Annotated in this window: 17 protein-coding genes; 3 read left to right on the top strand and 14 right to left on the bottom strand. The window is 56.0% G+C overall.

All coding sequences use genetic code 11. The features are described 5' to 3' along the window. Positions 1-39: 39 nt before the first annotated feature. Together iscR and uvrB are read right to left on the bottom strand one after the other, a co-directional pair. A complete protein-coding gene (gene iscR, locus KUF54_RS06440) occupies positions 40-576 on the bottom strand; it encodes a Fe-S cluster assembly transcriptional regulator IscR (RefSeq protein ID WP_219345821.1) in 537 nt (178 codons plus the stop codon). A gap of 229 nt (positions 577-805) precedes the next feature. Continuing rightward, on the bottom strand, positions 806-2,872 hold the full coding sequence (uvrB, locus tag KUF54_RS06435) for an excinuclease ABC subunit UvrB (protein WP_304518283.1): 2,067 nt from the start codon (positions 2,870-2,872) through the stop codon (positions 806-808). A gap of 175 nt (positions 2,873-3,047) precedes the next feature. On the opposite strand from uvrB, the gene KUF54_RS06430 reads away from it, so the two are divergent. Beyond that, positions 3,048-4,244, top strand: a complete 1,197-nt coding sequence (locus KUF54_RS06430) for an amino acid aminotransferase (protein ID WP_219345820.1) — start codon at positions 3,048-3,050, stop codon at positions 4,242-4,244. A gap of 182 nt (positions 4,245-4,426) precedes the next feature. Here the strand turns inward: KUF54_RS06430 and ygiD are convergent, their stop codons facing one another. Continuing rightward, a complete protein-coding gene (gene ygiD, locus KUF54_RS06425; protein ID WP_370627583.1) occupies positions 4,427-5,296 on the bottom strand; it encodes a 4,5-DOPA dioxygenase extradiol in 870 nt (289 codons plus the stop codon). Positions 5,297-5,720: 424 nt separating this feature from the next. Then, positions 5,721-6,419, bottom strand: coding sequence for a ribose-5-phosphate isomerase RpiA (gene rpiA / locus KUF54_RS06420; protein ID WP_219345819.1), 699 nt, complete (start codon positions 6,417-6,419; stop codon positions 5,721-5,723). A gap of 34 nt (positions 6,420-6,453) precedes the next feature. Here rpiA and KUF54_RS06415 point away from each other — a divergent pair, with 34 nt between their 5' ends. Next, the gene (locus tag KUF54_RS06415; protein ID WP_219345818.1) at positions 6,454-7,500 is read left to right on the top strand and encodes a quinone-dependent dihydroorotate dehydrogenase; all 1,047 of its coding nucleotides are present in this window, start codon (positions 6,454-6,456) and stop codon (positions 7,498-7,500) included. 131 nt (positions 7,501-7,631) lie between these two features. Here KUF54_RS06415 and KUF54_RS06410 read toward each other — a convergent pair whose 3' ends face one another. From KUF54_RS06410 to KUF54_RS06380, 7 genes are all read right to left on the bottom strand, one after another. Continuing rightward, positions 7,632-8,000, bottom strand: a complete 369-nt coding sequence (locus KUF54_RS06410; protein WP_219345817.1) for a hypothetical protein — start codon at positions 7,998-8,000, stop codon at positions 7,632-7,634. A 2-nt stretch (positions 8,001-8,002) separates the two neighbouring features. Next, entirely contained in the window at positions 8,003-8,404 is a 402-nt protein-coding gene (locus KUF54_RS06405) for a phage holin family protein (protein ID WP_219346294.1), read from the bottom strand. A gap of 25 nt (positions 8,405-8,429) precedes the next feature. Beyond that, positions 8,430-8,741 carry a DUF883 family protein gene (locus KUF54_RS06400; RefSeq protein ID WP_219345816.1) on the bottom strand — a complete coding sequence of 104 codons (312 nt, stop codon included), beginning with the start codon at positions 8,739-8,741 and terminating at the stop codon, positions 8,430-8,432. A 349-nt stretch (positions 8,742-9,090) separates the two neighbouring features. Continuing rightward, entirely contained in the window at positions 9,091-9,495 is a 405-nt protein-coding gene (locus tag KUF54_RS06395) for an outer membrane protein assembly factor BamE (protein WP_219345815.1), read from the bottom strand. Positions 9,496-9,509: 14 nt separating this feature from the next. Next, on the bottom strand, positions 9,510-16,676 hold the full coding sequence (locus KUF54_RS06390; protein ID WP_219345814.1) for a YadA-like family protein: 7,167 nt from the start codon (positions 16,674-16,676) through the stop codon (positions 9,510-9,512). 763 nt (positions 16,677-17,439) lie between these two features. Next, entirely contained in the window at positions 17,440-17,727 is a 288-nt protein-coding gene (locus KUF54_RS06385; protein ID WP_219345813.1) for a YkvA family protein, read from the bottom strand. Positions 17,728-18,027: 300 nt separating this feature from the next. Next, positions 18,028-18,561, bottom strand: coding sequence for a GNAT family N-acetyltransferase (locus KUF54_RS06380; RefSeq protein ID WP_219345812.1), 534 nt, complete (start codon positions 18,559-18,561; stop codon positions 18,028-18,030). 169 nt (positions 18,562-18,730) lie between these two features. On the opposite strand from KUF54_RS06380, the gene KUF54_RS06375 reads away from it, so the two are divergent. Continuing rightward, entirely contained in the window at positions 18,731-19,237 is a 507-nt protein-coding gene (locus KUF54_RS06375) for a hypothetical protein (RefSeq protein WP_219345811.1), read from the top strand. Here KUF54_RS06375 and KUF54_RS06370 read toward each other — a convergent pair. The 3 genes from KUF54_RS06370 to hrpA all read right to left on the bottom strand — a co-directional run bounded on the left by KUF54_RS06370 (position 19,219) and on the right by hrpA (position 26,427). Further along, complete coding sequence (locus KUF54_RS06370; RefSeq protein ID WP_219345810.1) at positions 19,219-20,160, bottom strand: pseudouridine synthase; 942 nt, start codon at positions 20,158-20,160, stop codon at positions 19,219-19,221. The two genes, KUF54_RS06375 and KUF54_RS06370, sit on opposite strands and share 19 nt — an antisense overlap. A gap of 153 nt (positions 20,161-20,313) precedes the next feature. Continuing rightward, positions 20,314-21,651 (bottom strand): HD-GYP domain-containing protein, encoded by a 1,338-nt coding sequence (locus KUF54_RS06365; protein ID WP_219345809.1) that lies wholly within the window; start codon positions 21,649-21,651, stop codon positions 20,314-20,316. 720 nt (positions 21,652-22,371) lie between these two features. Continuing rightward, positions 22,372-26,427, bottom strand: a complete 4,056-nt coding sequence (hrpA, locus tag KUF54_RS06360; RefSeq protein WP_219345808.1) for an ATP-dependent RNA helicase HrpA — start codon at positions 26,425-26,427, stop codon at positions 22,372-22,374. Positions 26,428-26,770: the final 343 nt, after the last annotated feature.

Here is a 26,770-nt window from a genome sequence, read left to right as displayed (position 1 = left end):
TTAAGTTACCGCTCAAACTCAGCTTGAGCGGCAGCCCAATCAGGATTTAGCGAAGGCGTTACCCAGCGCAAACACCGAGTTCGGTGCATTCACGCGGATAGGCTTGACAACAGGAGCTGTGGAGATGGCGCGGCGAACCACGGGCTTATCCTCAATCTGGATACCCTTGGCGAGCTGCTCGTCCACCAGCTTTTGCAGCGTGACGGAATCCAAAAATTCCACCATGCGTGTGTTCAGTGCAGCCCACAGCTCGTGAGTCATGCAGCGACCTGCTTCGCCCAGACAATTTTCTTTGCCGCCACACTGGGTCGCATCAATAGGCTCGTCCACCGAGACGATGATGTCTGCCACAGTGATGTCAGTGGCCTTGCGGGCCAAGGTGTAGCCGCCGCCAGGACCACGGGTGGATTCCACCAGCTCGTGACGACGCAGCTTGCCAAACAGCTGCTCCAAATAAGACAGCGAAATTTGCTGACGTTGGCTGATCGCTGCCAATGTCACGGGGCCGTTGTTCTGGCGCAAAGCCAGGTCGATCATCGCGGTGACCGCAAAGCGGCCTTTAGTTGTAAGACGCATATGAGCTCCTTCAGTCAGGATTGTTAGCTACAGAAACGCCCGCCTGGTCACAGTCACCTAAACGAGCACAGTCTCCGCCCTTACTCCGTCCTGCAATTAGGTTCAGAGCCCTTCTGTGAGGGAAGTTTGTTGTTGAGTGTTTGATCGAAGTATAGCACATTCCCCATTAATTTTGTCGGGTAACCGCTCACGCCCACGTAATAACCCCGACAAAACTGAAGGCACAGTCCTACGGATTTGCCCCAAACAGCTGCTGTTTGAGTAGCGACAGTTGATCGCGAACGCGTCCAGCCTGCTCGAACTCCAAATTCTTCGCGTGTTCGAGCATTTGCTTTTCCAAGCGCTTGATTTCTTTAGCGATATCTTTTTCAGACATATCTTCAACACGCGCTTTTTGCAAAGCCTGATCTTGCAAACGTTCAGCCTCTTTGCCGCTTTTCTCGCTGTAAACACCATCAATCAGGTCTTTCACCCTCTTGACAATCTGTTTAGGAACAATTCCGTTTTCTTGATTGAAAAGCTTTTGCTTTTCACGGCGCCGCTCGGTCTCGCCAATTGCCTTTTTCATCGACTCCGTAATGCGGTCTGCGTACAAAATCGCTTTGCCGTTCACGTTACGCGCGGCGCGGCCTATGGTCTGGATCAGGCTACGCTCGGCACGCAAAAAGCCTTCTTTGTCCGCGTCCAAAATCGCCACTAGCGAGACTTCGGGAATATCCAAGCCTTCGCGCAGCAAATTGATGCCAACCAGCACATCAAACGCGCCCAAACGCAGATCGCGGATGATTTCTACGCGCTCTACCGTGTCCACATCGGAGTGTAGATAGCGCACCTTCACGCCGTTGTCCGTCAAATAGTCGGTCAATTGCTCGGCCATGCGCTTGGTCAGCGTGGTGATGAGTACGCGCTCATGCTTTTGCGAGCGTATACGAATTTCTTGCAGCACATCATCAACTTGATGAGTAGCGGGGCGCACCTCAATCAACGGGTCTAGCAAGCCCGTCGGGCGCACCACCTGCTCAACGACTTGGCCGGCATGGGTTTTTTCATAATCGGCCGGCGTAGCCGAGACAAACACCACTTGGCGCATGCGCTGCTCAAACTCTTTAAATTTAAGCGGGCGGTTATCGAGTGCGGAAAGCAAGCGAAAGCCATACTCAACCAGCGTGGTCTTGCGCGCCCGGTCGCCGTTGTACATGGCGTTAAGCTGGCCAATCATTTGATGGCTCTCATCCAAAAACATGATCGAATCGCGCGGCATGTAGTCGGTGAGCGTGCTGGGCGGATCGCCGGGGTTAGACGCAGAGAGATGGCGGGTGTAGTTCTCAATGCCTTTGCAATGCCCTACTTCGCTGAGCATTTCCAAGTCAAAGCGGGTGCGCTGCTCAAGCCGCTGAGCTTCTACCAACTTACCCATTCCTACCAGTTGCTTTAGGCGCTCGGACAGCTCTTCTTTAATCGTCTCCACCGCCTCCAGTACCTTGTCGCGCGGTGTGACGTAGTGACTACTGGGGTAGACGGTAAAGCGCGGAATATTTTGGCGCACACGGCCTGTCAGCGGGTCAAACAGCTGCAGGCTTTCTACCTCGTCGTCAAACAGCTCAATGCGCACGGCCAGCTCGGAATGCTCGGCCGGAAAGACATCAATCGTATCGCCGCGCACGCGGAAAGTGCCGCGAGAGAAATCTTGATCGTTGCGCTGATACTGCATGCGAATCAGTTGCGCAATCGCATCACGCTGGTTCAGCGTGTCGCCGGTGCGCAGCGTCATGATCATGCGGTGATAACTTTCAGGCTCGCCAATGCCGTATATGGCCGAGACCGTGGCCACAATCACTACATCGCGGCGCTCCATGATGCTTTTGGTGCACGACAGGCGCATCTGCTCAATGTGCTCATTGATAGCGCTGTCCTTTTCAATGAACAGGTCGCGCTGGGGCACATAGGCTTCAGGCTGGTAGTAGTCGTAGTAGCTGACAAAATACTCCACAGCGTTTTTTGGAAAAAACTCTCTGAACTCTGAGTACAGCTGCGCAGCCAGCGTCTTATTAGGCGCAAACACAATGGCCGGGCGACCCAAGCGGGCAATCACATTGGCCATGGTGAAGGTTTTGCCCGAGCCAGTCACGCCCAGCAGCGTTTGATAGGTTTCACCGTCATTGACACCTTCCACCAGCTTTTCAATGGCCGCAGGCTGATCGCCCGCCGGTTGATAGGGCTGAAACAGCTCAAATGGCGAGTCTGGGTATTGCACAAAACGGCCTTGCGGCTCAGCAGTCATATCTTGTTCTTGCATGGTGTCATGTCCGTGGCGCATAGGGTTAGCGCGGAGTAGAATGGCTGGCTAACCCTCAAGCCTAACCTAGGCTGCAGCGTTTGTTCGAGCTCAGCGCCCATCGCACTCGACAACACGCGCTCTATCTTAGTAATTGGGGGTGACCTGACTTATTTCTATCCCTCAAGGATTTTTCATGTCTCTGTTTACCGCCGTCGAAATGGCTCCTCGCGACCCTATCTTGGGTCTGAACGATCAATTCAATGCTGACACCAACCCCAGCAAAGTGAACCTGGGCGTGGGCGTGTACTTCGACGACAACGGCAAGCTGCCCTTGCTGCAGTGCGTGCAGGCCGCTGAAAAGGCCATGATGGAAAAGCCCACCGCCCGTGGCTACCTGCCTATCGACGGTATCGCCGCTTACGACAACGGCGTCAAGGCTTTGGTGTTTGGTGCTGAGTCTGACGTGGTCAAGTCTGGCCGCGTTTCCACCGTGCAAGCCATTGGCGGCACGGGCGGCCTGAAGATTGGCGCTGACTTCTTGAAGAAGATCAACCCCAACGCCAAGGTTCTGATCTCCAACCCCAGCTGGGAAAACCACAAGGCCATCTTCCAAAACGCAGGTTTTGAAGTCGGCACCTATTCTTACTACGATGCGGCGACTCGCTCCATCGACTTCGCTGGAATGCTGGCGGATCTGAACGCTGCCGCTGCTGGCACCGTGGTCGTGCTGCACGCTTGCTGCCACAACCCTACCGGCTACGACATCACCGCCGCTCAGTGGGAAGAAGTGATTGCAGTGGTTAAGGCCAAGGGTCTGGTTGCCTTCCTCGATATGGCTTACCAAGGCTTTGGCTACGGCATCGCCGAAGACGGCGCTGTGATCGCCAAGTTCGTCGCCGCGGGTCTGGACATTTTTGTGTCCACCTCTTTCTCCAAGAGCTTCAGCCTGTACGGTGAACGCGTCGGCGCCCTGTCCGTGGTCGCTGCCGATAAGGACGAAGCCGCTCGCGTGCTGAGCCAGCTGAAGATTGTCATCCGCACCAATTACTCCAACCCACCAACACATGGTGGCGCTGTGGTGGCTGCCGTGCTGAACAACCCCGAGCTGTACGCTCAGTGGGAAGCTGAACTCGGCGAGATGCGTGTGCGCATCAAGGCCATGCGCCAAAAGCTGGTGGATGGCCTGAAGGCTGCTGGCGTGACGCAAGACATGTCCTTCATCACCACCCAAATCGGCATGTTCTCGTACTCCGGCCTCTCTAAAGAGCAAATGGTTCGCCTGCGCTCCGAATTCGGCGTGTACGGCACAGACACCGGCCGCATGTGCGTGGCTGCGCTGAACAGCAAGAACATTGAGCATGTCTGCAAGGCCATCGCTGCAGTGATCTAAGGTCAGCCTTCAGGGTCACGGCCCTGAAACCAAAAAGAGCAACCGGTTCAAAATCGTTGCTCTTTTTTTATGCCTGCGACACTATCAATTCAGTAGCTACATATGCTTGAATTACTTTGACTACAAGCTTAAAACACCTAAATTTTCAGAAATCCAAGCACAAGCGGACTGAAACTCAACCCTCAAGCGTTCAAACCCCAAATGGCTGAACGCATAGACAGCGCCCCATATTGATAGGCCGCGTTAAAAATGCGCGGTGCTTCGCCATCTTGCACTGCACCGGCGGCGTAAAGCAATGGCAAATAGTGGTCATGCGTGGGGTGTGCCAAACGCGCCTGCGGCCCCCAGTCTAAGAAAGTGCTCAAGTCCGCCAAATTGCCGCTGTCAAAACGCTGCTGCACTTCGTTGTCAAACTGAATCGTCCAATCAAACGCTTGGTTGTCCGCCACATCGCGACGCATAGCGCGCAGGTTGTGCACCACGTTGCCACTGCCCACAATCAAAACGCCCTTATCGCGCAGCGCACGCAGCTGGCGGCCCATCTCAAAATGCTTCTCAGGCGCTAGCCCGTAAGGCATGCTCAGTTGCATGACCGGGATTTTCGCCTCGGGAAACATGGGCAGCAGCACCGACCACGTGCCATGGTCAAAGCCCCAATCGTGATCAACCAACAGGGCAGAGTTGTCTAAAGGCGAATGCAACTGCGCCGCCAACTGCTTGGCGACCTCGGGCGCACCGGGCGCTGGATAGCGTTGGTCGAACAGCTCTTGCGGAAAGCCGCCAAAATCATGGATCGTGCGCGGCTGGGCCATGCCGGTCAGCGACCAGTCGCTTTCGCTCAGCCAGTGGGCCGACACGCACAAAATCAGCTGCGGGGCGATACCTTTTGCGCTGAGTTCTTGGCCCATCGCCTTCCAGCTCTGGCGCCAGTGTGTGTCCTCAATCACATTCATGGGGCTACCATGGCCAATAAACATGACCGGCATACGCGGTGAGGGTTTGAGTTGCTGCAACAAATGCTCGGGCAGCACGGTGTTCGAAATAGAGTTCATGGAATAAGCCTTCCAGCCCCCGCCAACAACCGCCGCAGCCGCTGCACTCAGGGACAAAAGCGTACGTTTACGCATCAAATTCAATCTCTTGCTTCGCTTGCTTGCGTCGGTTAATTGCTTCAGTCAATTACTTCCTTCGCGTGTTTCATCAAAGCAAATGCTTTTTACAGATAAGGCTAGCTTGCCACAGCGCAATAGTCTTTTGAGGCGCCAATGGCACAACAGACTGTCCTAGATAAGCACTGCGAAAGTGCCGACAAAATGCATAAGTTCAAAAAATCGGATCTAGCAATACCTAATTAGTAGTCTTTAAAAAGGCCTCAAGTCCTGATCAAACAAGGACTCACAGCTATCAAATTCATAAAAAGAGCCACTAGCATTACGCCGGTGGCTCTTTCAATTAGCGCTCAAACCAGGCTAAGGCTTAATACTCCAGCGTCTGCACGCCTTGCGCTGTACCCAGCAAGCAAACAACCGCCTTTTGGTGCGCAAACACGCCAACAGTCACCACGCCAGGCCACTGGTTGACTTCAGACTCAAACGCAAGAGGGTCCGCGATCTTCAGACCGCGCACATCCAGAATATGCTGGCCGTTGTCAGTCACCAAAGCAGCGCCGTCCTTCATGCGGATCTGCGCAGTCACTTCAGCTCCCATGCCTTCAACGCGACGGGCAATCTGGGCAGCAGCCATGGGAATCACTTCCACAGGCAGTGGAAAATTACCCAGCACGTTCACCAATTTGGATTCATCGGCAATGCAGACAAAGCGGTCAGCCAGCGCCGCCACAATCTTTTCGCGCGTCAGCGCAGCGCCGCCGCCCTTGACCATATAGCCCTTGCCATCGATTTCATCTGCGCCATCGATGTACACGGCCAAGCGTGTTACTTCATTGGCATCGAACACGGTGATGCCCAGTGCCTTCAAACGCTCAGTGCTTGCCACGGAGCTTGAAACCGCACCAGGAATTTGATCCTTGATGGTGGCCAGAGCATCGATGAACTTGTTGACGGTGGAGCCTGTGCCCACGCCCACAATTTCACCGGCTACTACATATTTCAGGGCAGCTTGCCCCACCAAAGTTTTCAGTTCATCTTGAGAAAGGGGTGCAGCAGGTGTCGTCATGAGTGAAAATCCAGAAAATCCTGCGATTATCCTCATGTCTCTTATTCCTTACTCTCTGACTCGTCCCATTCTTTTCGGCATGGACCCCGAAGCGGCTCACGACCTCACCATGAATCTCATGGCCAAGGGTCAGAACACGCTGCTGCAATGCGCATGGTCACGCACCATGGTGCAAGACCCCATCGAGCTGGCGGGACTGAAGTTCCCCAACCGCGTGGGCATGGCCGCAGGTCTGGATAAAAATGCGCGCTGTATCGATGCGCTGGCCGCCATGGGCTTTGGCTTCGTGGAAGTTGGCACTGTCACGCCACTGCCCCAGCCCGGCAACCCCAAGCCGCGCATGTTCCGCATCCCTGAAAAGAATGCGCTGATCAACCGCCTGGGCTTTAACAACGACGGCTTGGACGCCTTTTTAGCCAATGTACGTCGCTCACAAGTAAGAGCCAAGGGCGGCCCCATGCTGCTGGGCCTGAACATCGGCAAGAACGCCGCCACCCCTATCGAAGAAGCCACTAGCGATTACATCAAGGCACTTGACGGTGTGTACCCCCACGCCGACTACGTGACGGTGAACATTAGCTCCCCCAACACCAAGAACCTGCGCGCTCTGCAAAGTGATGAGGCACTGGATTCCTTGCTTGGCGCCATTGCCAACCGCCGTGAGCAACTGTCTAGCCAGCATGGCAAACGCACACCCGTGTTTGTCAAAATCGCACCAGATCTGGATGAAGAGCAAGTGAGCGTCATCGCCGCCACACTGCAGCGCCACGGCATGGATGGGGTGATAGCCACCAACACCACCCTCAGCCGCGATGCCGTGAAGGGACTGCAGCATGCAGAAGAAGCCGGCGGCCTGTCTGGCGCCCCGGTGCTGCAAGCCAGCAATCAAGTCATTCGCCAACTGCGCTCGGCTTTGGGCAGCGGCTTTCCTATCATTGGCGTGGGCGGCATTCTGAGCGGATCAGATGCCGTGAGCAAAATTGAGGCGGGTGCTGATGTGGTGCAAATCTACAGCGGCCTCATCTATCGCGGGCCAGACTTGGTGAAAGAGTCGGCTGAGGCCATCGCAATAATGCGTTAACTACGTGCTTTGATTACGTGCGCTCCTTGTATGCACGAGCTTGTTGCAGCCCGCCCGCCAACAAAGAAAAAGCCCGCCAGACCTAAGTCTGGCGGGCTTTTTTATATGGGGCGAATCAGCTAGCTGCGCAATTAGCTGCGGTCACGCTGCTGCAACTTCATTACCCAAGGCATGGCCACAGTACCCCAACGAATCAATTTGCGCGGCCCAATGACCATCAGCAGCGCACCAGCGGCAGCCGTTGCGACAGGATGCAAACGCACAAAGGTCAGCAAACGCTCTGGCAGCGACGCATTGCTATCAACCTGAGTTGGCTGTGTTTCGCGCAGCGCCAAAGCTTGTGCTTTGGCCGAAGCGCGACCCTTGATACGCGAGCGCTGGCGCGAAATGCGCGAGAGCATCTGCTTTTGCTCAAGCGTTGCGTCATCCCAGAGGCTGGGGGGCAAGCCAGCAGGCTTTACCAAGCTTTCAGCGGTCGTTAATTCAGGAGATGAGTTCATAGTCAAATCTTCTCCTTCAAAGCGTTCCAGTCTGATTTGAGCTCATGGCGAGTCAACCTGAAAGGGCTGGACAGCTGTTGAACTGCAGATAGCAAACGCCACAAGCCCAGAGCCCAGATCAGCACCCAGCCACCCGCCAACAACCAAGCCACCAGCGTGCGATGCTGGCTGTCCCAGAATTGCACTAAAACAGCAAGCGTCAGCACGATGAGCACGACAACAGTCAATGCGCCAAGAACGATGGCGAGCACCGTCAGCGTCTTCAGGCTACTCTTGTGCTGCTGCCACTCTAGATGCGCTAGATCGACACGGTCTTCAGCAGCCATGGCGCTCTCGTGCAGGTTTGCGCGAAAACGCTCAAGCAAAGAGTCAAGCCCTAAAAGTGAAATTAAATTCACAGGCAGTTGTCCTAGTAAGAGTCAGCGACTCTTAACGACGGCCCAGCATAAAGCCGACCAAAGCACCCACCGCCAAAGCTGCACCGGCAACGCGCCAAGGCTCATCATGAGCATAGCGGTCAGCCACATCGGCAGCTTCACGAGCCTGACGCGCAGCATCCTGAGCAGCGCGAGCCGCAGAATCGCGCACCACGTTCATGCTGTCATCGATACGCTGGCGCAGTGCACTGATCTCAGGCATCTTGTCCAGTTCACGGGCAGACAGCAGACCCCGCAAATCGCTAACCAGTTTTTCCAGATCGCCTTGGGCGTGGGAAACAACGTCGGAAACAGAGCGTGACATATCGATCCTTTCTACATGACGAATTGGAATATCACGTGCACCCTTTAGTGCACGGACAGCTGTGGAGCGAAGGGAAACCATCGCTTGCAAATACAGCACATGTCCATCTTACAGAAAAGCAACAGTGTCAAAGCGCCTAGAACACGAAGTCTCGTGTCGGACAGTTACGGACTGCCAGTGTTCGAACGTAAACGCACTCCACCCATACTGTAAATACGCTCGCCAGTATTTCGTCTCAAAGCAGCCAGCCACCGGCACAGCCGCTTATGTGCGCCCCTGTTCTAACCATCACGCCAAACACAAACGCCCGACATCAATGCCGGGCGTTCTATAAGAGTGCTCGCTTCAGTTACTTGCCTGCAGCAACTGTCGAGCAACCCTCAGGCTTAGAGTAAATACTGCCAATTTGCGCTTGCTTGTCATAAATCAGCTTGAGCTGACAAACCACATTCGTGCCTTGCATATGCAGCAGATAGTCCCACTCTCTGGCCCCAAAGCCTTCCGTGAAATGGGGAGTTCCCATCAATTGAAACACTTGGGTCTTCGTCAAGCCTACGCGTAAATTGCGCAAGCTTTCAGTGTTGGGGTAGCTGCCCTCGGGCTGCGTGGGTTGCTTGACCGGGTCAGGGAAGATGATCTCCTTGGCCTGCCCCTGATCATCAACTCCTTTGCTGACTGTGCCTGCACAACCGGCCAAGCCCAGCACAACAGCCACAGCGGCGATGCGCATGGAAGAGGTTTTAAATTCAATCATTTTGTTCCTCTCTCTTACCATTGATAGCCGGCGCCAACCGACACGCCGACTTGACCACGCGAATTGGCAGAGCCTGTGAACTTGGTCACCCAGCGGCCGTTGTCTGAGATGCTCGACATACCCACAGCCAGCGCAGACTCTCCTCGGAAATTAGCAGCACCAGCGGCAAGCATGCTCTTGCCGGGCATATACGCCTGAGGCATACCCGCCATGGCCATGGCACCTGCAGTACCTGCATTTGCCTCCCGCTGGTTCTGGTTAATCTGGTTTTGCATGTTGCCGAACTGGTTGCTGATGGTGGTGCCCATCTGATTCAACTGGTTCAGGTTGACTGCGTCTGTGCCCTGAGTTGCGGGTGCTACGTTGGTGATTTGGCGCTCAGCACCTGCGGAGCCCACAGACACGACATTTGCACGACCGCCATCGCTAGAGTTATTGCCAATAGCGACGGAGCCTGCACCTGTCGCAGTCGCCCCCTGACCCAAAGCCGTTGCACCATTTCCTGAAGCTACGGCCCCGTTGCCAATGGCCGTTGCATTGGTGCCGCTTGCCACAGCACCGCTACCGGCCGCCAGCGACTCCTGACCTGTGGGAGACGGCGCCATGAATGTCACGACATTGCCGTTTATCCATTCATTGCCAGAGCCACCTCCTGTACCCGGTTTAACCGAAGGCCCGACAGGACCCGGAGCACCCTGTGGCCCCACAGGACCCGGTGTCAGCTGAATGTTGTCAATGCGGTCATTGAGACCCTTGGCCACAGCAAACAACTGGCTGCCATTGACCGCATCGGTGCTGGCTGCAGACAGCTCACCAGGGGCCACATTCACAATCTGGCGCGTACCTGCAGCGCTGCCTACGCTAACCACTCCCACTACGTTGCCGGCACCTGCAAAGTTCAAGGTCGTTGCAGGAATCAGTGCCATATCGGTGGGAATGGCCACTGCCGCCTTGGTTTGCGAGCCACTACCCAAAGCCACGCTGTTGGCATCCGACGCGGCAGCTCCCTTACCGATAGCCACCGCATTGGCAGCAGAGGCTTGTGCCTCACCAATGGCAATTGCATCATCGGCACTGGCGCTAGCACCAACACCCGCAGCCAGCGCATTTTTGCCCGATGCACCATCGTTCTTATAGTTGGCAGCGGTTGCGTCCGTGCTGCCAACACTGTAGAAATGTGTAGCAACACCCACTGTTGCAGCCTGGAGTTGCGAGACATTTACCCCATCCGTCGCTGCGGTACCTGGTGCCACGTTGGTGATCTTGTTGCCACCATTGTTCAAACCTGTAGAAGTCAACGCGACAGTGCTCGAAGTAAAGCTGACACCCGTGCTATTCACCAGCGTGCCCCCGGTTGTGACGCTGGTGACATTCAAGTCAGGGTTCAAAGTCACGTCCACCTTGGCACCATTGGTGTCTGCGGCATGTTTAACAGTGACATTGCTGTCGCCATTGAAGGTCACCGTACCGCCGGGAGCAATATTGGTCGCTGTGGCATTTCCGCTGGATGCTACGTTCCAGCCCTTGTTCACCGTGGCGTTGACCACACTCAACTGCTCTTCGGTGGCCGCACGGCCTGCCGTCGCAAAGCCTGCCCCCGTCAGCGTCTTGTTGCTCAGACCTGTCACCTCACCGGCAGTGCCGTTGATGGTCACGGGGTTGCTGCCACCCTGACCGACCACCACGCTGGTGGGATTGATAACCGTGCTTTGTATGCCATTGCTGACGCTGGCTGTGCCGGCACCCAAGGTGCTGACATTGCTGCCATTGGTCACGGTCGTGCCTGCGGCGGTGGAGGCCGTAGTGCTTGTGCCATCGGTCACGCGGGTGCCCGCGCTGGTCAGCTGGCTCACATTGACACCATTGGTCACCGCCACACCGTTGTTGTTGAGCACGGTGTTGCCCGTCGTCACGCTGCCAGTGCTGGTCAGGTCCAGAGCATTGGCCAGACCGACCTGAATATCCGTGCCAGTGGCGCCGCCACGTGTCACCGTCAAATTGGTGTTTGTGGGACTGAAGTCAACCTTGCCGCCAGGGGCCACATTTGCACCGGTTGCTTCACCGTTGGCACCAATATTCCAGCCCTTGTTCACTGTTGTGTTCACTGCGCTCAACTGCTCTTCGGTAGCCGCACGGCCTGCTGTCGCAAAGCCTGCCCCCGTCAGCGTCTTGTTGCTCAGGCCGGTCACCTCACCGGCAGTGCCATTGATGGTCACGGGGTTGCTGCCGCCCTGACCCACCACCACGCTGGTGGGATTGATAACCGTGCTTTGTGTGCCATTGCTGACGCTGGCCATGCCGGCACCCAAGGTGCTGACATTGCTGCCATTGGTCACGGTCGTGCCTGCGGCGGTGGAGGCAGTAGTGCTCGTGCCATCGGTCACGCTGGTGCCCGCGCTGGTCAGTTGACTCACGTTGGCACCATTGGTCACCGCCACACCGTTGTTGTTGAGCACGGTGTCACCTGTCGTCACGCTGCCAGCGCTGGTCAGGTCCAGAGTATTGGCCAGACCGACCTGAATATCCGTGCCTGTGGCGCCGCCACGTGTCACCGTCAGATTGGTGTTGGTGGGACTGAAGTCCACCTTGCCGCCAGGTACCACATTACCGCCGGTCGCTTCACCATTGGCAGCTACGCTCCAGCCCTTGTTGGCGGTATCGTTCACACTTTTCAATTGCGCCACGTTAACGGCATCAGAAGGGTTCGTTCCTGCCGCAACCCCCGTAATCTGGCGCGTCATGCTGCCGTCGGCTGCGCCAACCGATATCGCGGCGTCCGTGGCTTTCCAGACGCCCGATGCCAGTGCCGCGGGGCTTTGCGCCTGACCCGCGCCAAGGGGGTCATATCCCTGCACTCCCTCCGCCACGCTGGCATAGCTGCCCTGCCCCAACGCTACTCCTCCGGGCTGACTGACACCCGATTGGTTACCCAAAGCGACGGCTCCGCTGGCATTTACACCAATGTTGACGCTATTTCCCACGACAAAGGTGTTAGTTGAATAAACACTGTTGTTGTTGCCTATGACATATGAGCCATCAGCGCCCGCAGCCACAGAATTCGGGTCTCCGAAGGCACCTGCGCTATTCGCATAAATACGGTTGCCGGTGCCAATGCTAATGGACTGCTTGCCAGCAGCCCGAGCACCTTGACCCATGGCAATGGAGTTATCACCAGAGGCAGTGGCATGACCGCCTAATGCCACTGCGTTACTGCCGTTTGCGGTGGAATAACCACCGACGACAACGGAATAGGATTTATTGGATGCTGCCCCCTCCCCAATGGCAATGCTGCCATCGGCTTTAGCACTCGCAATCGAGCCCAGTGCAATAGCTGACGCGCTCATTGCGCTGTCCGAGCCATCGCCCTGCGCAAATGAACGATATCCAATGGCAACAGAGCCCGCGCTGCCATTGTTCAGAGTATTGTTCCTGGCACTTGCCCACGCTCCAATACTAATCGTTCCGAAAGCTTGGGTTCCGTTTGGCGGTGAGCCGTAGTTAGGGCCTGAGTTGTATCCAATCGCGAGATTGTAATCACCGCTATAAGAGCCCCCCGCAACACTTCCAACGGCGATATTTCTCATACCGGTAATTTGCCCGCCGGAAAAGGACCCTATAAAGGTATTCTGAGCGCCCGATGTCTCTGCGCCCGCCCCTGTCCCAATGACAGTACTGGCTGCACCTAGATTCTGGAGGGAAGAAGATAATGCGCCACTATAACCAGACTGTTGGCCAATGGCGACCGTGGAGGATGAGGTTACGTATGTATTGACACCCAGAGCAATTGACCCATTGGCACTAGTACCCGTCGCGGTATTTAAACCTATAGCCAGTGAAGATTGGCCTTTGGCGCCATCATTATCATAATTAAGATAACGTGAAGAGCCATCATTCACACTGTAATAATGCATCTGCGCAGCCTGCAACTGCGCCACATTTACCGCATCGCTATCGACTGAGCCCGCAGCAACACCGGTAATTTGACGATATCGTCTTGCTGCAGCATCACCCACCGATACCGCACCAAGGGTACTCTGCGTCGCATTGACTGCCGCTGCGCTCCCGCCCAGAGGCACATAACCTGCGACCCCCGCCCCGGTACTGGCCATGGAGCCAGAGCCCAGAGCCACACCATCCGCAACCGTCACCTGCGCAAACGGCCCCAGTGCTGCACTGTTAGCCCCATAGGCTCTGCTGCCCCCACCCATAGCCATGGCACTGTCATTCATGGCCTTGGCATTCACGCCCAAAGCTATGCTGTGATACGTACCATTTGCCGTAGTGGCTGCACCAATTGCGATGGAGCCTTGCCCGGTTGCCGAGGGACTACTGAAATCAACACCCGTGTCAGGCAAACCGCCGCTCGCTCCACGGGATGATCCAATCGCAATCGAGGAAAAGCCCAGCGCTTGTGCCGCTGCGCCAATCGCAACACTCTGCCCCTGCGAAGCTGCTGCTACCGCGTTGTAGCCAATCGCGACCCCAAAGTTCGCGGGCGCCTGGACACCGTGCCCCATGGCAACCGCACTTTGGCCTTGCGCCACGGTATTAACACCCGCGGCAAGGCTGTTATTGCCTTGCGCACCATTGTTGTTGTAATTTCCGCTTTGAACCCCTGCATCATTGACACTGTAGTAATGCGTCTGCGCCGCCTTCAGTTGCGACACATTGACGGCATCGGTATCGGTTGCGCCTGCCGCCAAATTGGTGATACGGCGTTCATTACCCGCAGAACCCACCGACACTTCGCCTGCCGGCGTTGCGCCCGCCACCGCCTTACCAAGAGGCTGGTAAGCCGCCTGGGCCAAGGTGCTGCCGTTGGCGATAGAGGCAGAGCCCAGCGCCACGCTGTTGGCTGCAGAAGCATTGGCATTGGTACCCAGTGCTGTGGCACCTGATACATCTGCCGAGGCATTCTGACCCACCGCCGTACCCGCCACCGTACCGGCGACAGTGGCCGCATTCAAGAACGTGCCCACTGCTCCGTCACCGATAGCAGTCCCCCCATTGCCCGCCTTGGCTGCAGCACCATAAGCTACTGAACCTGTCGCGATGGCATCACGCCCCATGGCAATGCTGCTGTCACCCAAGGCTTGCGCATTGGTACCCAAGGCGATGGCGTTGGCTTTGGCCGCATAAGCAGCGCTGCCGATTGCAATAGAGTCACTCCCCTGCGCCCAAGAGAGACGGCCGACGCTGATAGAACGATCGCCACTCCCTGCTGTCTGCATGGATTCATTCACGGCCTGCATATCAGCCGCTTTCAAAATAATCGCACCATCAGAAACTCTCATTACATCTCCAGAAGAGTTGTAATCGAAAGTCCCCGCATTAAGGCCATCCACAATCTGTTGAGCCGTGTAGCTTGTTAGCGGCGCCAACAGCTTATCCATGCGAGAGACTACCGCTGATACGTAATCCTGACCGGTCATTGCCAATGCCGTCAAGCCATTGCCGGTCGTACCTGCGCCAGTACCAATGCGCACGGCATCAGAGGCCGCACCAGACCCTGCACCTATACCAATGGACACATTGGCATTCCCGGTCGCCGAGGCCCCCGCAGCCCCGCCAATAGAAACATTGCCATGACCGTTGGAATACTCACCAGCGCGAAAGCCAGAAGACGTGTTGAAATCCCCTACCAGAGACGCGCCGCTACCCGTGCCCGTAGCCACGTTATAAGAGCCTGCCACATTGGAACCGGCCCCCAAGCCAAGCGCAGAATTCTGGCTACCCTGGGTCATGAAACCGGCCTGGGCACCCACGGCCGTATTTGTCTCACCTGTGGAGTTGGAGCCAGCGTTCTTGCCCACGCCCACATTTTCACTGCCATTGATGTTGGAACCCGCATACGAACCCACCGCCACGTTGTCCTGCGCAGTGGCAGGACTTCCAGCAATCCCGGAGGTACGCAACGTGCTACCAGCGTTGTAGCCCTGTGCAATATTGCGATCCCCTTGCACATCACCGCCGGCCAATTGACCCAGTGCGAGGTTGTAGTCCCCCGTCACATTGGAACCAGCCAAGCTGCCCATGCCCACATTTGTTATACCGTTCACAAACTGACCGGCGGCGCGACCGATGGCCACGTTATCGCCTGACTGAACGGCCGTATTGGTCGCACCATCGGTACCCGCCGCATGACCGATGGCAATACTCGAATCTCCATTGGCTTCAGAATGGCTGCCGATCACTACGGAGTTAGACACGTTGTTCACATTGCCCTGGGCCACCGCGCGTGCATTTTGGCCAATGGCAATGGCGCCATTGGCCTCCGACGAGTAGTTCTGACCCGCGTTGATGGCCCCGACCATGGCGCCTTCACCAATGGCGATACCGCTTTTGGCGGAAGTGGCCACACTCGCGCCAGCACCACCGTCTGCGACGGAGACAACTCGCGCACCACTACCAATAGCCAATGCACCTGTTGCAACAGCATTGGCATCTCTGGCGATCGCATGAATTTCAGCACCGCCCATGGCCAAAGTGCGACCTGCATCTGCGGAGTAGCCATTGCCATCAGCTATGACGCGGCTTCCCATACCGACAGCAGTGGCTGCCGTGACATCTGCCGCACCTGCACCGCTGCGGTTGGAATCACTTTGCGCGATGGCAAGCACCAATGCCTGCGGCCCGAGCACGGTCACCATGTCCGCCCTGGCAAGCGACGCCACATTGTTGCTATCCACACCTTGAGCACGTTGTACCGCCGCTGAATTGCCGCCGACAACCACCGAGCCTTCTCCCGTCGCTGCAGAGCCATTGCCTATCACAATGGAATTGGCACCTGTCGCCATGGTTATGGTATCGCCCAAAGCCAGAGCATTCGCTCCCAGGTTTGTGGCAGCCCAGTTGCTGATAAAGCTCGTTTGCGGCTGACCCGAGGCATCCGAAGGCACACCCGTAATTCGAGCGACGCCACCTGTGGGACTATTGATTTCACAGGTCCAGGTGGGTTGGCCTGATGTGCGTGTACAAGTGCCAACACTGCTGAAGGAGGCATCGGCAAAAGCCGCTGATGGCAACATCCCTCCCACAGCCACCACCGACGCCAACACTGAAGCCGCTGCTGTCGCAATGCACCGGTTGCGAGATTTCTTACCACGAGTGGCGCTCACTTCTGATGCGGCGACCCACGCGCCCAAAGACTCATTCCAGATCGTGCGATAGCTACGGTTCATGACGCTTTCTCCATTTCCTGCGAGGTGGACCATCCCCTCACATGCCTTGTTTCTTGAACTCAGCCCACCCATAGTTGATAGGCTAAAAAGCTAGAAATGGATTTTGCAATTACCAAAAACTATTACAAGAAGGCAAAAGCAATGAAATCTTGTGCGTCCAAACTTACAAATTAATTCATATGAAAAACAAGATAAATTAATCGATGATCGTGCGAAATTCTTGGCTTCTATCGCATAAAAAATGCCTCTCCTCAAGCCTTCTAATTATTAAAAATCTTTAATTTTTAATACCTATAAGAAGGTACATAAACTACGCAGGGTGTCGCAATTTTCACTAAAGCGACTAAGTTATCCAAAAACTACGAAGCGTTTTTTGCCCTCGTTCTCCGTCACTTCAACCTCAACACTGCAGCAACTGATGGATAAGGGCTATGACAATTGCACGCGAAGCGCCGCAATGCCAAACAGTCGCAAGATAAGGTGTATTACAAGGTTCAACGCACAGCACATTGCCCGCAAAACAAGCACGCAGAACCTGATCTGCAATCTAAGTTCTGATGACATCGCTCAGAATCTGCAAAGTTCCACGCCCATTGCTGCTATTGCAGTTTTTCATGCCCCATGCTCCGACTGGAACACGACTGCTAAGTGGGACTTTGAGTTGCAGATGCTTACCGCCTAGGGTCCTGCATACGCCTCAGAAACGCCAACGGCCAGCGCTAATACTTGTAGCGCTGGCTGTGAAGAACCCAAAGAGGGGTCGTTAATGAACTGGAGTTTTGCCCCCAACTCGTGTGCGCAGCGTTGCAAGCAACTCAGCAGGCAAAAACTTGAAGGCCAGTTGCAGCAGCAGATAACCAATCAAACCGTCATCCAGCCAACCCAGGATGGGAATGGTGTCAGGAATGAAGTCGATCGGGCTGATGACATACAAGGCCGCCAGCACCGTAACGAGCTTGGCGAGTTTGGGCGTGCGGGAGTCCCGCAATACGGCCCAGGCGAGCCTGAGCTCTTTGCGAAATACCGTCAGCAGGCGACCCAGTTTCCACATAGCTAGCACTCCTTTAAAAAAGGACACAGAACAAAAGCGGCCTGCCCTTCTGTGCCATTCACAGTTCAGAAGATGGGGCCCAAAAGCTCAACCAGCAGCCGCACGATCCAGTCGTCTCTAGGCTGTGGCTTGCCGCTTCAGGCTATAACGTGTGGGCACGCGGGGGGATGACAAGAGTTGGCAAGAAATGACTGGGCACAGAATGTATCAATGCTGGATGAAAATTTCTATGAAACATGCCCCATGTCTAGACGGCATAATGACTTTCAGCTCCATCATTCATAGCAAACAGGAGTGCACTCAGCCATCTACTGGATTCAACGGCGTCTCCAGAGTGAGCTGGTAGAAGGCCAGGTCCAGCCAGCGACCGAACTTGAAACCCACCTGGGGCATCTGACCCACATGCACAAAACCCAGGCGCTTGTGCAGTGCGATGCTGCCTTCATTGGCGGCGTCAATCGCACCCACCATGGCGTGCACATTGCCACGGCGGCGGGCTTCAGCAATCAGCAAATCAAGCAGTTGGCGGCCCAGTCCCGCACCGCGGTGCTGGGGGTGGACGTACACCGAATGCTCTACCGTGTATTTGTAAGCAGGATATGCGCGAAAACTGCCATAGCTGCAAAAGCCCAGCAATTGCCCTTGCGCATTTTCAAGCCCGATCACCGGCCAGTTGCCTGCGCGCTTGGCCTCAAACCAGGCCACCATGTTTTGCGCCGTGCGCGGCTGGTAGTCATAGAGCGCGGTGGAGTTGACGATGGCGTCGTTGAAAATCTCCAAAATCGCGGTGGCGTGGCGTTGGTAAGTGCATTGCACTATTTGTAAGTCGTTCATTGTTTTTACGGCAGCATGGCTCAAGCTCACAGATCATGGGCAGTGCCGTTGACTTTGCACTGCCGCAATGCGATTAAAGCACTTGCTGCATCACATAATCGACCACCTAAGTGAACATTCAAGCGAATATTCAAGCGACCACCCGTTCTATACCTGTTTGGGATTATTTATGAATCAAGCCATTCCTGCCGAAATCATGTCTGTTTGGAACAGTGGCAACAAGGTGCTGGCCATCAAGCTTTTGCGCGATCAAACAGGTTTGGGGCTGGCAGAGACTAAGCACTTGCTGGAGTCTGCCGATGCAGCAGGCTTGCCAATTGAAATGCCGCTGCAGATGCACAGAGCAGAGCCTTCAATTACCGAGCCCTCACCTACAGAGTTGCGCATTCACGCAGCGATTGCTGCAGGAAGCAAATTAGAAGCCGTCAAGCTGCTTAAAGAAGCCACGGGACTTGGGCTGGCCCAAGCCAAGGAGCGCATTGACGACGCCATGCAAGGCCAGCCGTTGGATTTAAAACCAGCGCAACCTTCCAGCACCCAGGCCAGCGCAAGCCCGTACGAAGTAGCGACCGCCCCTGGCGAAGTACCGCGCAGCCGCAGCGGCCTTTTTGTCACGATGCTTTTACTCGTGCTTTTGCTGTGCGCAGTTATCTGGAATTATTTCAAATCGGCTTGAGTAAGCGTTGGTTCAGGCAAGGGCAACAAACTACGGCGGCTGATAAATTCGCGGCGCAGCCCTGTCAGCGGGTCATCAAAGGCAAGGCTACGCGCCAGCAGTTGCAGTGGGTTGGAGTAGTCGCCGTGCAGCGCATCGTTCACCACCGGGTACAGCGCATCGCCTTTGAGCGGCAGGCCCAGCGCCAGCATATGCACGCGCAACTGGTGGCGTTTGCCAGAGACTGGGCTGAGCCGGTAGCGCGCCCATGCCTCGTTGTGCTCGATGATTTCCATCTGCGTGCAGCTATTGGGCTGGCCTGCCACTTCGTGCATACGAAAGAACTGGCTGCTTTCCTCCATGCGGCTCACATGCTCGCGCGGAAACGACAGATCAGACCTGTAAGAGGCCACGGCCTCATAGGTTTTGTGAATGCTTCGCTCTCTAAACAAGGCCTGATAAGCGCCCCGCGTGGCGCGCTGCACCGAAAACACCACAAGGCCCGCCGTATCACGGTCAATCCGGTGAATGGGCGAGAGTTCGGGCACATCCACCTCACGCTTAAGGCGCACTAGCAAGGTGTTTTGCAAATACTGACCTGAGGGTACTACGGGCAAAAAATGCGGCTTGTCAGCCACCAGCAAATGTGCATCGCGGTAGATGATCTCGGCGGCGAACGGTATCTCAGGCTCGCTTTGCAGATTGCGGTAGTAGTAATAGCGCAGTCCAGGGGCGAACAAGCTAAGCGGCTGGGCTGGCTCACCGGTCTCACACACGACTTCGCCCACATCAATGCGGTCCAACCACTGCTCGCGTCCAACTGCAGGCATTCGCTCACACAGAAAATCAATCAGCAAACCCTTGCCCTGACTGGGCGCGATCACGCAGCTAGGACTGACGCCTGCGCGCAGCGGCAAGACTTTGGGATCATGAGCGTTATGCATGGCGCGAAATTTTAGTGCGCTCAGGCACGCCAGCGCAAAACTTCAATCGAAATCAGCCTCTAGTCTAGGAAAATTAAAGACTGATAGCTATCAATATTGATGAAACTTAGTTCATCGGGGCTAAGTACAGCTCTCAATAGACCAAACTTGATGCTACTTGCTGGCCTCTGGCATCAGCTGCGCGCAAGCATCGCACCATTGCGCCACGGCCAATTCAAATGCCGATGCGCTTTGGCCCAGTGCGGGCCATCGGCGCAAGCAGTCATTGGTGATGGTTTGCAGCTGCCACAAGGCTTCTCGGTTGACCATAATCAGCTCGCTCATTCCCAGTGCATCGTCTTTCAAATACGTCAGCACATGCACCTGCTGGCTGGGGTGAGAGCCTGCTTCGGCCAGCTGTTTTTGCAGCTGCGCCAAGTTAGCGTCCACCAAGGCCGCGGCCTGCGCATCAGGCATGAGTTGCCACTGCTCGGGAAAGTCGCTTTTGAGCTCGGCCCACTTGCTCAACGCCGCTTCCAAAGCTGCGATGCTGTGCGAAAACTCTGCCTGCAACGGGCCAAGCGGCTGACCGGGGACGATTTCGTCATAGAGTAGCGGCAAAATTTGATGCACCAAATCAGCCGGATAGCTCTTGTGGTTCATGCGCAGCATCAGCGACAGGCGCTGGCCCGGCATGTCCTTGAACTTTTCAAAGAAGGCGGACACCACCTCGGCCAGCAGCAGCACCTGCCCCATTGGCGAGATGGCACTGCCCTTTATGCCGCGCGGGTAGCCAGTGCCATCCATGCGTTCATGGTGCTCAAGCACCGCAATTTCGACAGCGCGGGAGTAAAGCTCGGTGCTGCGCACCACCAGCATGGCTGTGACAGAGTGCGCAATCAGGTGCTTGCGCTCTTCGCCTGTAAGGCGGTGAGCGGGGTCCGTCCACACAGGGTCCATATAGAGCATGCCCACATCGTGCAGCAGCGCTGCAGTGGCCAAGGGCACGCAATCGCGTTCAGTCCAGTTATTTTTCAATGCCAAAAAGATAGACACCAGCGTCATCTGCAGGCTGTGCTCAAACAGATCGTTGCGCTGCTCACGCATCACGGTGAGCTTAAAAGCAATGGCCGGCGGCAGCAGCAAGCCTTTGACTGGCGCCAGCAAACACTCCACACCGCCCACCGATACGGCCATGCGGCGCAGCCACTCAAGCTTCTCGCATTGCTGGCGAGCTAAGGAGACCAGAGATGCCACATCCACAAGGTTATCGGTGACCAAACAGCGATCGATAGGGTCACGCAGCTTGTGCATGACTAAGCGCTCATACAAGCGCCCATCTACGCGAATCCCTTTATCCACCAGCTTGACGCCATTGTCTGTATAGATAGCGTCGCCTGTCACCACGTTCGTGTGGTCGGCCATATCGGTGACGGCTCGCAAGAAATGGCTATCGTTGCCACGCCCCTCAACTCCACTTTGCTGAGGACTGTGCTTTGTGTTCTCGCGCATTGATTTTTTTCTTGGAAAGGTTATCTGTGCGCTGTAGTGTCGCCCATAAACATCGTGTTTTAAGAGCATTCATTCTAGGAATGAGCGTGACTATTGCCTTGTTGAGACAGATCTATCCAAGAAGATTAAAAATTCAATTTTTAAAAGCGGATACTTTGCGCAAAAAAGCATCGCTTTATTCCCTATCCAGATTATTTAGCAGCGACATAAAGTGGGTAAGTGCTTAATCCTCAATCTGACCCAGCAATGAATTAAAAGACTCAAGACTGCTATCAGTCATATAAGCAAGGTCCCAATCCTCAAAGAGCCGCTCGCTTGGCCCTCAACAATCCATCACAGACACCATCTGAACAGGACGAGCATCTGTTGTGAAATGGCATATGGCAATAGACGCGGGCAACTTTTGTAATGGAGGCAATGCAAAAAACACCGCTTGTGGACGCCCACTGGCTGCAATAAAGGCTAGGCCTGAAAACAAAGCCTCCCAAAATACTGTAGTTAATGGCCGATGCAGGAACAAGCACCCATTTATAAACACATCCACTCACCACGCTTAATGACTAAGCCTAAAGACAGTTTCCTCGCATCTCAACGCACTGCTTTATGGTGAGTGAATAAGTTCATCAATCCTTGGGGCCAGATTTTTTCCTTACCCGCAGCCGCATTCGGTTGTTTACTCCATTGCTTGTTTTGTAGTTTGCTTGATGGGTCTGAGCTTGCTTAGTTTTGCAATTGCGCCCACACCTTATCCAGACGCTTGCTGCTCACCGGGTAAGGCGTGCGCAGTTCTTGTGCGAAGAAGCTCACACGCAGCTCTTCAAGCATCCAGCGGTACTCTTGCATGCGTGCATCGACGGCACCCTTGCGCTCAGCAACCAAGCGCCAATAGCGCTGCTCAAGCGGCATTAACTCTTTGAGCTTGCTGGCATCACGAGCCGGGTCGGCGCGGTATTTATCGAGACGAATGACGATGGCCTTGAGGTAACGTGCGTAATGTCCCAACTGCGCCCAAGGTGCGATGGCGATGAAGTTTTTGGGCATCAACTTTTGTAGCTGCTCGCCCGCATCCTTTGTGGCATCCGCCGCATTTTTCGTGTCTTTGATCTTGCGCTGGGCAGCAGCGTATTCCAGCAAGATCACGCCAGACATGCGCGCCACTTCGTTGGCGATCAGGGTCAGACGGCCCCGACCATCTTGCACACGTTGCTTGAAGTCAGCTTCGTTCGAAGGCAGCGGCTCTTGCAGAAAAGCGCGGTCAATGGCCACGTTGATGATCTGCTCGCGCAACTCTTCCTGCGTGCCCAGTGGCATAAAGGCCACGGCCATTTTCTGCAGATCGGGGATATTCTTTTCCAGATACTTCAAAGCATCGCGAATTTGTAGCGCAAACAAGCGGCGCAGGCCCAAGCGGTGCTTTGCGGCAGCGACTTCGGGCTCGTCAAACACTTCAATACCCACACCATCGCCGTGATCGATCAAGGCAGGAAAGCCGATCAAGGTGGTGCCGCTCTTTTTAATCTCCATCAGCTCGGGCAGCTCACCAAAACTCCAATCCTTGTAGCGTGCATCGTGCGCTTGAGCAGGAGCTTTGCTTACAGTGGCTTGGGCTTTTTCACTTTTTGGAGCAGCCTGTGCAAGAGTTTTATTGGTTTGAGCCTCTTTTGCAGCTGAATCCAATGATTCAGTAAGACTTGCAGCTACTTTTAACGAAGCAAGCGCTTGAAAAGCCCCACGCGCTTTTACGCCCCATTCGGCTTTGAGCGCACCTAAATTACGGCTTTGGCCCAGCTGGCGGCCATGCTCGTCGGTGATGCGGAAGTTCATGAACAGATGCGGGCTCAGCATGTCGAGCTTGAAGTCGGCACGCTTCACGTCCAGCGACGTCTCATCGCGCACCTGCTTGAGCAAGGCGTCGATTAAGCCGCCCTGCCCCCAACGTTCACTCTGCGTAAACAGCTCGGCCAGCCGCGCAGCACTTTCGGGCAACGGCACAAAGCGGCTGCGCGGGCGCTGGGGCAGGCTTTTGAGCAACGCCTGAATTTTGTCTTTGAGCATGCCGGGCACCAGCCATTCGGCGCGCTCATCACTGACTTGGTTGAGCACAAACAGCGGCACGGTGACGGTCACACCATCGCGCGCATCGCCGGGGCTGTGCAGATAGGCAGCAGAGCAATCCACCCCGCCTAATTTCACCAGCTTGGGGAAGTTATCGGTGGTGATGCCAGCGGCCTCATGGCGCATCAGCTCATCGCGCGACAAGCGCAGCAAATCGGGGTTGCCCTTGCTTTGCTGACGGAACCAGTGGTCAAAGGTTGCGCCGCTGTACACATCCTTGGGCAACTGCTGGTCGTAGAAGGCGAAGATCAGTTCGTCGTCCACCAGCACGTCTTGGCGGCGGCTCTTGTGCTCTAGTTCCTCCACCTTGCGCATCAGCTTAAGGTTAGCGGGCAAGAAGTGCCACTTGGTTTCCCACTCGCCCTCCACCAGCGCCTGACGGATGAAGAGATTGCGCGCCTCGTGCGGGTCGATGCGGCCATAGCTCACGCGGCGGCCGTTGTAGACCACCAGCCCGTACAGCGTGGCACGCTCCAGCGCCACCACATCGGCTTGTTTTTTGGACCAGTGCGGGTCCAGCATCTGCTTCTTAAGCAAATGCCCACCGACTTCTTCCAACCACTGCGGCTCAATCGCCGCAATGCCCCGGCCATACAGGCGCGAGGTTTCGACCTGCTCGGCCGCCAGAATCCAGCGACCGGGCTTTTTGCTCAGGTGCGCGCCGGGATGGGCGTGGAACTTGATGCCATGCGCGCCCAGATAGGTTTCGCTTTCCTCGGCCTTGTAGCCAATGTTACCGAGCAGGCCGGCCAGCATGGAAAGGTGCAGCGCGTCGTAGCCCGCCGCTTCGTTGTTGAGCAGCCATTTTTGCTCTTTCACCACCGTCATCAGCTGCGAATGAATATCGCGCCATTCGCGCACGCGGCGAATATTGATGAAGTTCTGGCGCAGCAGTTGCTCCCACTGGCGGTTGCTAATTTTGTGCGTGGCGGCCTGCTCCACTTCGGAGGGGTTGAACAGCGCCAAACGCTCTTCGACTGTGCCTTCAACCTGCGCGCCACTGCTGCGCTGGCTGACTGGCAAGAAGGCTTGGCTGCGTGTGCTTGGCCTGGATGCCGGTGCGTTTTGCGCCGCCATTTCCTTGCGCGACTGCGCCACCACTTTGCCGCCGCGCGCATCATGCAGCCATTTCCACAAGCGCAGATAGCCAGTGAATTCGCTTTTTTCGTCGTCAAACTTGGCGTGGGCTTGGTCGGCCTGCTGCTGCGCCTCCATAGGCCGGTCGCGCACGTCTTGCACCGAAATCGCGGAAGCAATGATCAACACCTCGGCCAGCGCCTTGCGGTCACGCGCTTCCAAAATCATGCGGCCCACGCGTGGGTCCAGCGGCAGGCGCGACAGCTCTTTGCCCATGGCCAGCAAGTTGCCGCGCTCGTCCACCGCGCCCAGCTCGGCCAGCAGTTGGTAGCCGTCGGCAATGGCGCGGCCCGAAGGCGCTTCCAGAAACGGGAAGTTCACCACATCGCCCAAACCCAGCGACTTCATGCGCAAGATCACGCCGGCCAGCGAGCTACGCAAAATTTCCGGGTCAGTGAACTTGTCGCGGCTGGTAAAGCTCACCTCGTCATACAGGCGAATGCAGATACCGTTGGCCACACGACCACAACGACCGGCGCGCTGGTTGGCGGCGGCCTGCGAGATCGGCTCGACCAGCAACTGCTCCACCTTGCTACGGAAAGAATAGCGTTTTACGCGGGCCGTACCTGCATCAATCACGTATCGGATGCCGGGAACCGTGAGCGAGGTTTCCGCCACGTTGGTCGCCAGCACAATGCGCCGGCCCGTGTGGCCGTCAAAAATGCGATCTTGCTCAGCCTGCGACAGGCGCGAGAACAGGGGCAGTACCTCGGCATTGCGCAGCACGGGTGAATGTTGCAAATGCTTGCGCAAATGGTCAGCCGCTTCGCGAATTTCGCGCTCGCCGGGCAGGAAGATCAGAATATCGCCGCCCTTGCCGCCTTGCCAGAGTTCATCCACGCCGTCGGCAATGGCGTCGTTCAGGTCTTTATCTTTTTCGCCTTCAAACGGGCTGTAGCGCATCTCGACTGGGTAGGTGCGCCCTGAGACCATGATGACGGGCGCAGGGCCATCTTTGCTTTCAAAGTGCTTGGCAAAGCGGTCGGCATCGATGGTGGCGGATGTCACCACCACTTTCAAATCAGGGCGCTTGGGCAGGATCTGGCGCAGATAGCCCAACAGAAAGTCGATGTTCAGGCTGCGCTCATGCGCCTCGTCGATGATCAGCGTGTCGTAGGCTTTGAGCAGCGGATCGGTCTGCGTCTCGGCCAGCAAGATACCGTCGGTCATCAGCTTGACGGAGGCACCTTTTTGCAGCGTGTCCTGAAAACGCACCTTGTAGCCCACCACCTCGCCGGGCGGCGTGTTCAGCTCCTCGGCAATGCGCTTAGCCACCGAACTTGCCGCAATCCGGCGCGGCTGGGTGTGGCCGATGAGGTGGCCGCGCACTTGGCCATTCGCATCGGGCGTGGCATTGAGCTTGCCGCGCCCCAGCGCCAGTGCGATCTTGGGCAACTGCGTGGTCTTGCCCGAGCCGGTTTCGCCGCAGACGATGATGACCTGGTGCTTGTCCATGGCCTCCATGATTTCTTGGCGGCGGCCAGATACGGGCAGGGACTCGGGGAAGGTGATCTTCAAGGGCATAAGAGCTGGCATAAGGGCTGGGATTATCCCCGCCCTTGGCGACTCGTGCGCGCATATGGCGAAAGCGCACGGTTCAATGAGCGGCGCAGAGTCAAAGTGATGTGTCCGTGCTCGCTGATTGAACGCCTCTGTGAAAATGCTATGTTAAGCAACGACACACGCTAGCAATGCTTGGAGCAGCATCCAAGAATTCAGTTAAATTGTGCCTGCTTAGTATTAATATAGAACGAGACTGCTCGAATCCGACTACATTCGCAGCAATCACAAATCAAACAACTAATGCCCCTAGTGAGGGAAAGATTTGCTGCTTACAAGCACGATTCCCTACTTGAAGACCAAGGAG

This window comes from Comamonas sp. Y33R10-2 (genome assembly GCF_019355935.1).
Classification (GTDB): domain Bacteria; phylum Pseudomonadota; class Gammaproteobacteria; order Burkholderiales; family Burkholderiaceae_C; genus Comamonas.
The sequence above is the reverse complement of the archived record's forward strand: the minus strand, read 5'-3'. Positions and strand labels throughout refer to the sequence as shown.

Coding starts and splice junctions, on each gene's coding strand:
- iscR (WP_219345821.1), bottom strand. CDS start 576: ATGCGTCTTACAACTAAAGGCCGCTTTGCGGTCACCGCGATGATCGAC.
- KUF54_RS06385 (WP_219345813.1), bottom strand. CDS start 17,727: ATGTGGAAACTGGGTCGCCTGCTGACGGTATTTCGCAAAGAGCTCAGG.
- uvrB (WP_304518283.1), bottom strand. CDS start 2,872: ATGCAAGAACAAGATATGACTGCTGAGCCGCAAGGCCGTTTTGTGCAA.
- KUF54_RS06415 (WP_219345818.1), top strand. CDS start 6,454: ATGTCTCTTATTCCTTACTCTCTGACTCGTCCCATTCTTTTCGGCATG.
- KUF54_RS06390 (WP_219345814.1), bottom strand. CDS start 16,676: ATGAACCGTAGCTATCGCACGATCTGGAATGAGTCTTTGGGCGCGTGG.
- KUF54_RS06380 (WP_219345812.1), bottom strand. CDS start 18,561: ATGAACGACTTACAAATAGTGCAATGCACTTACCAACGCCACGCCACC.
- KUF54_RS06395 (WP_219345815.1), bottom strand. CDS start 9,495: ATGATTGAATTTAAAACCTCTTCCATGCGCATCGCCGCTGTGGCTGTT.
- KUF54_RS06430 (WP_219345820.1), top strand. CDS start 3,048: ATGTCTCTGTTTACCGCCGTCGAAATGGCTCCTCGCGACCCTATCTTG.
- KUF54_RS06410 (WP_219345817.1), bottom strand. CDS start 8,000: ATGAACTCATCTCCTGAATTAACGACCGCTGAAAGCTTGGTAAAGCCT.
- KUF54_RS06375 (WP_219345811.1), top strand. CDS start 18,731: ATGAATCAAGCCATTCCTGCCGAAATCATGTCTGTTTGGAACAGTGGC.
- rpiA (WP_219345819.1), bottom strand. CDS start 6,419: ATGACGACACCTGCTGCACCCCTTTCTCAAGATGAACTGAAAACTTTG.
- ygiD (WP_370627583.1), bottom strand. CDS start 5,296: ATGAACTCTATTTCGAACACCGTGCTGCCCGAGCATTTGTTGCAGCAA.
- KUF54_RS06365 (WP_219345809.1), bottom strand. CDS start 21,651: ATGCGCGAGAACACAAAGCACAGTCCTCAGCAAAGTGGAGTTGAGGGG.
- KUF54_RS06370 (WP_219345810.1), bottom strand. CDS start 20,160: ATGCATAACGCTCATGATCCCAAAGTCTTGCCGCTGCGCGCAGGCGTC.
- KUF54_RS06400 (WP_219345816.1), bottom strand. CDS start 8,741: ATGTCACGCTCTGTTTCCGACGTTGTTTCCCACGCCCAAGGCGATCTG.
- hrpA (WP_219345808.1), bottom strand. CDS start 26,427: ATGCCCTTGAAGATCACCTTCCCCGAGTCCCTGCCCGTATCTGGCCGC.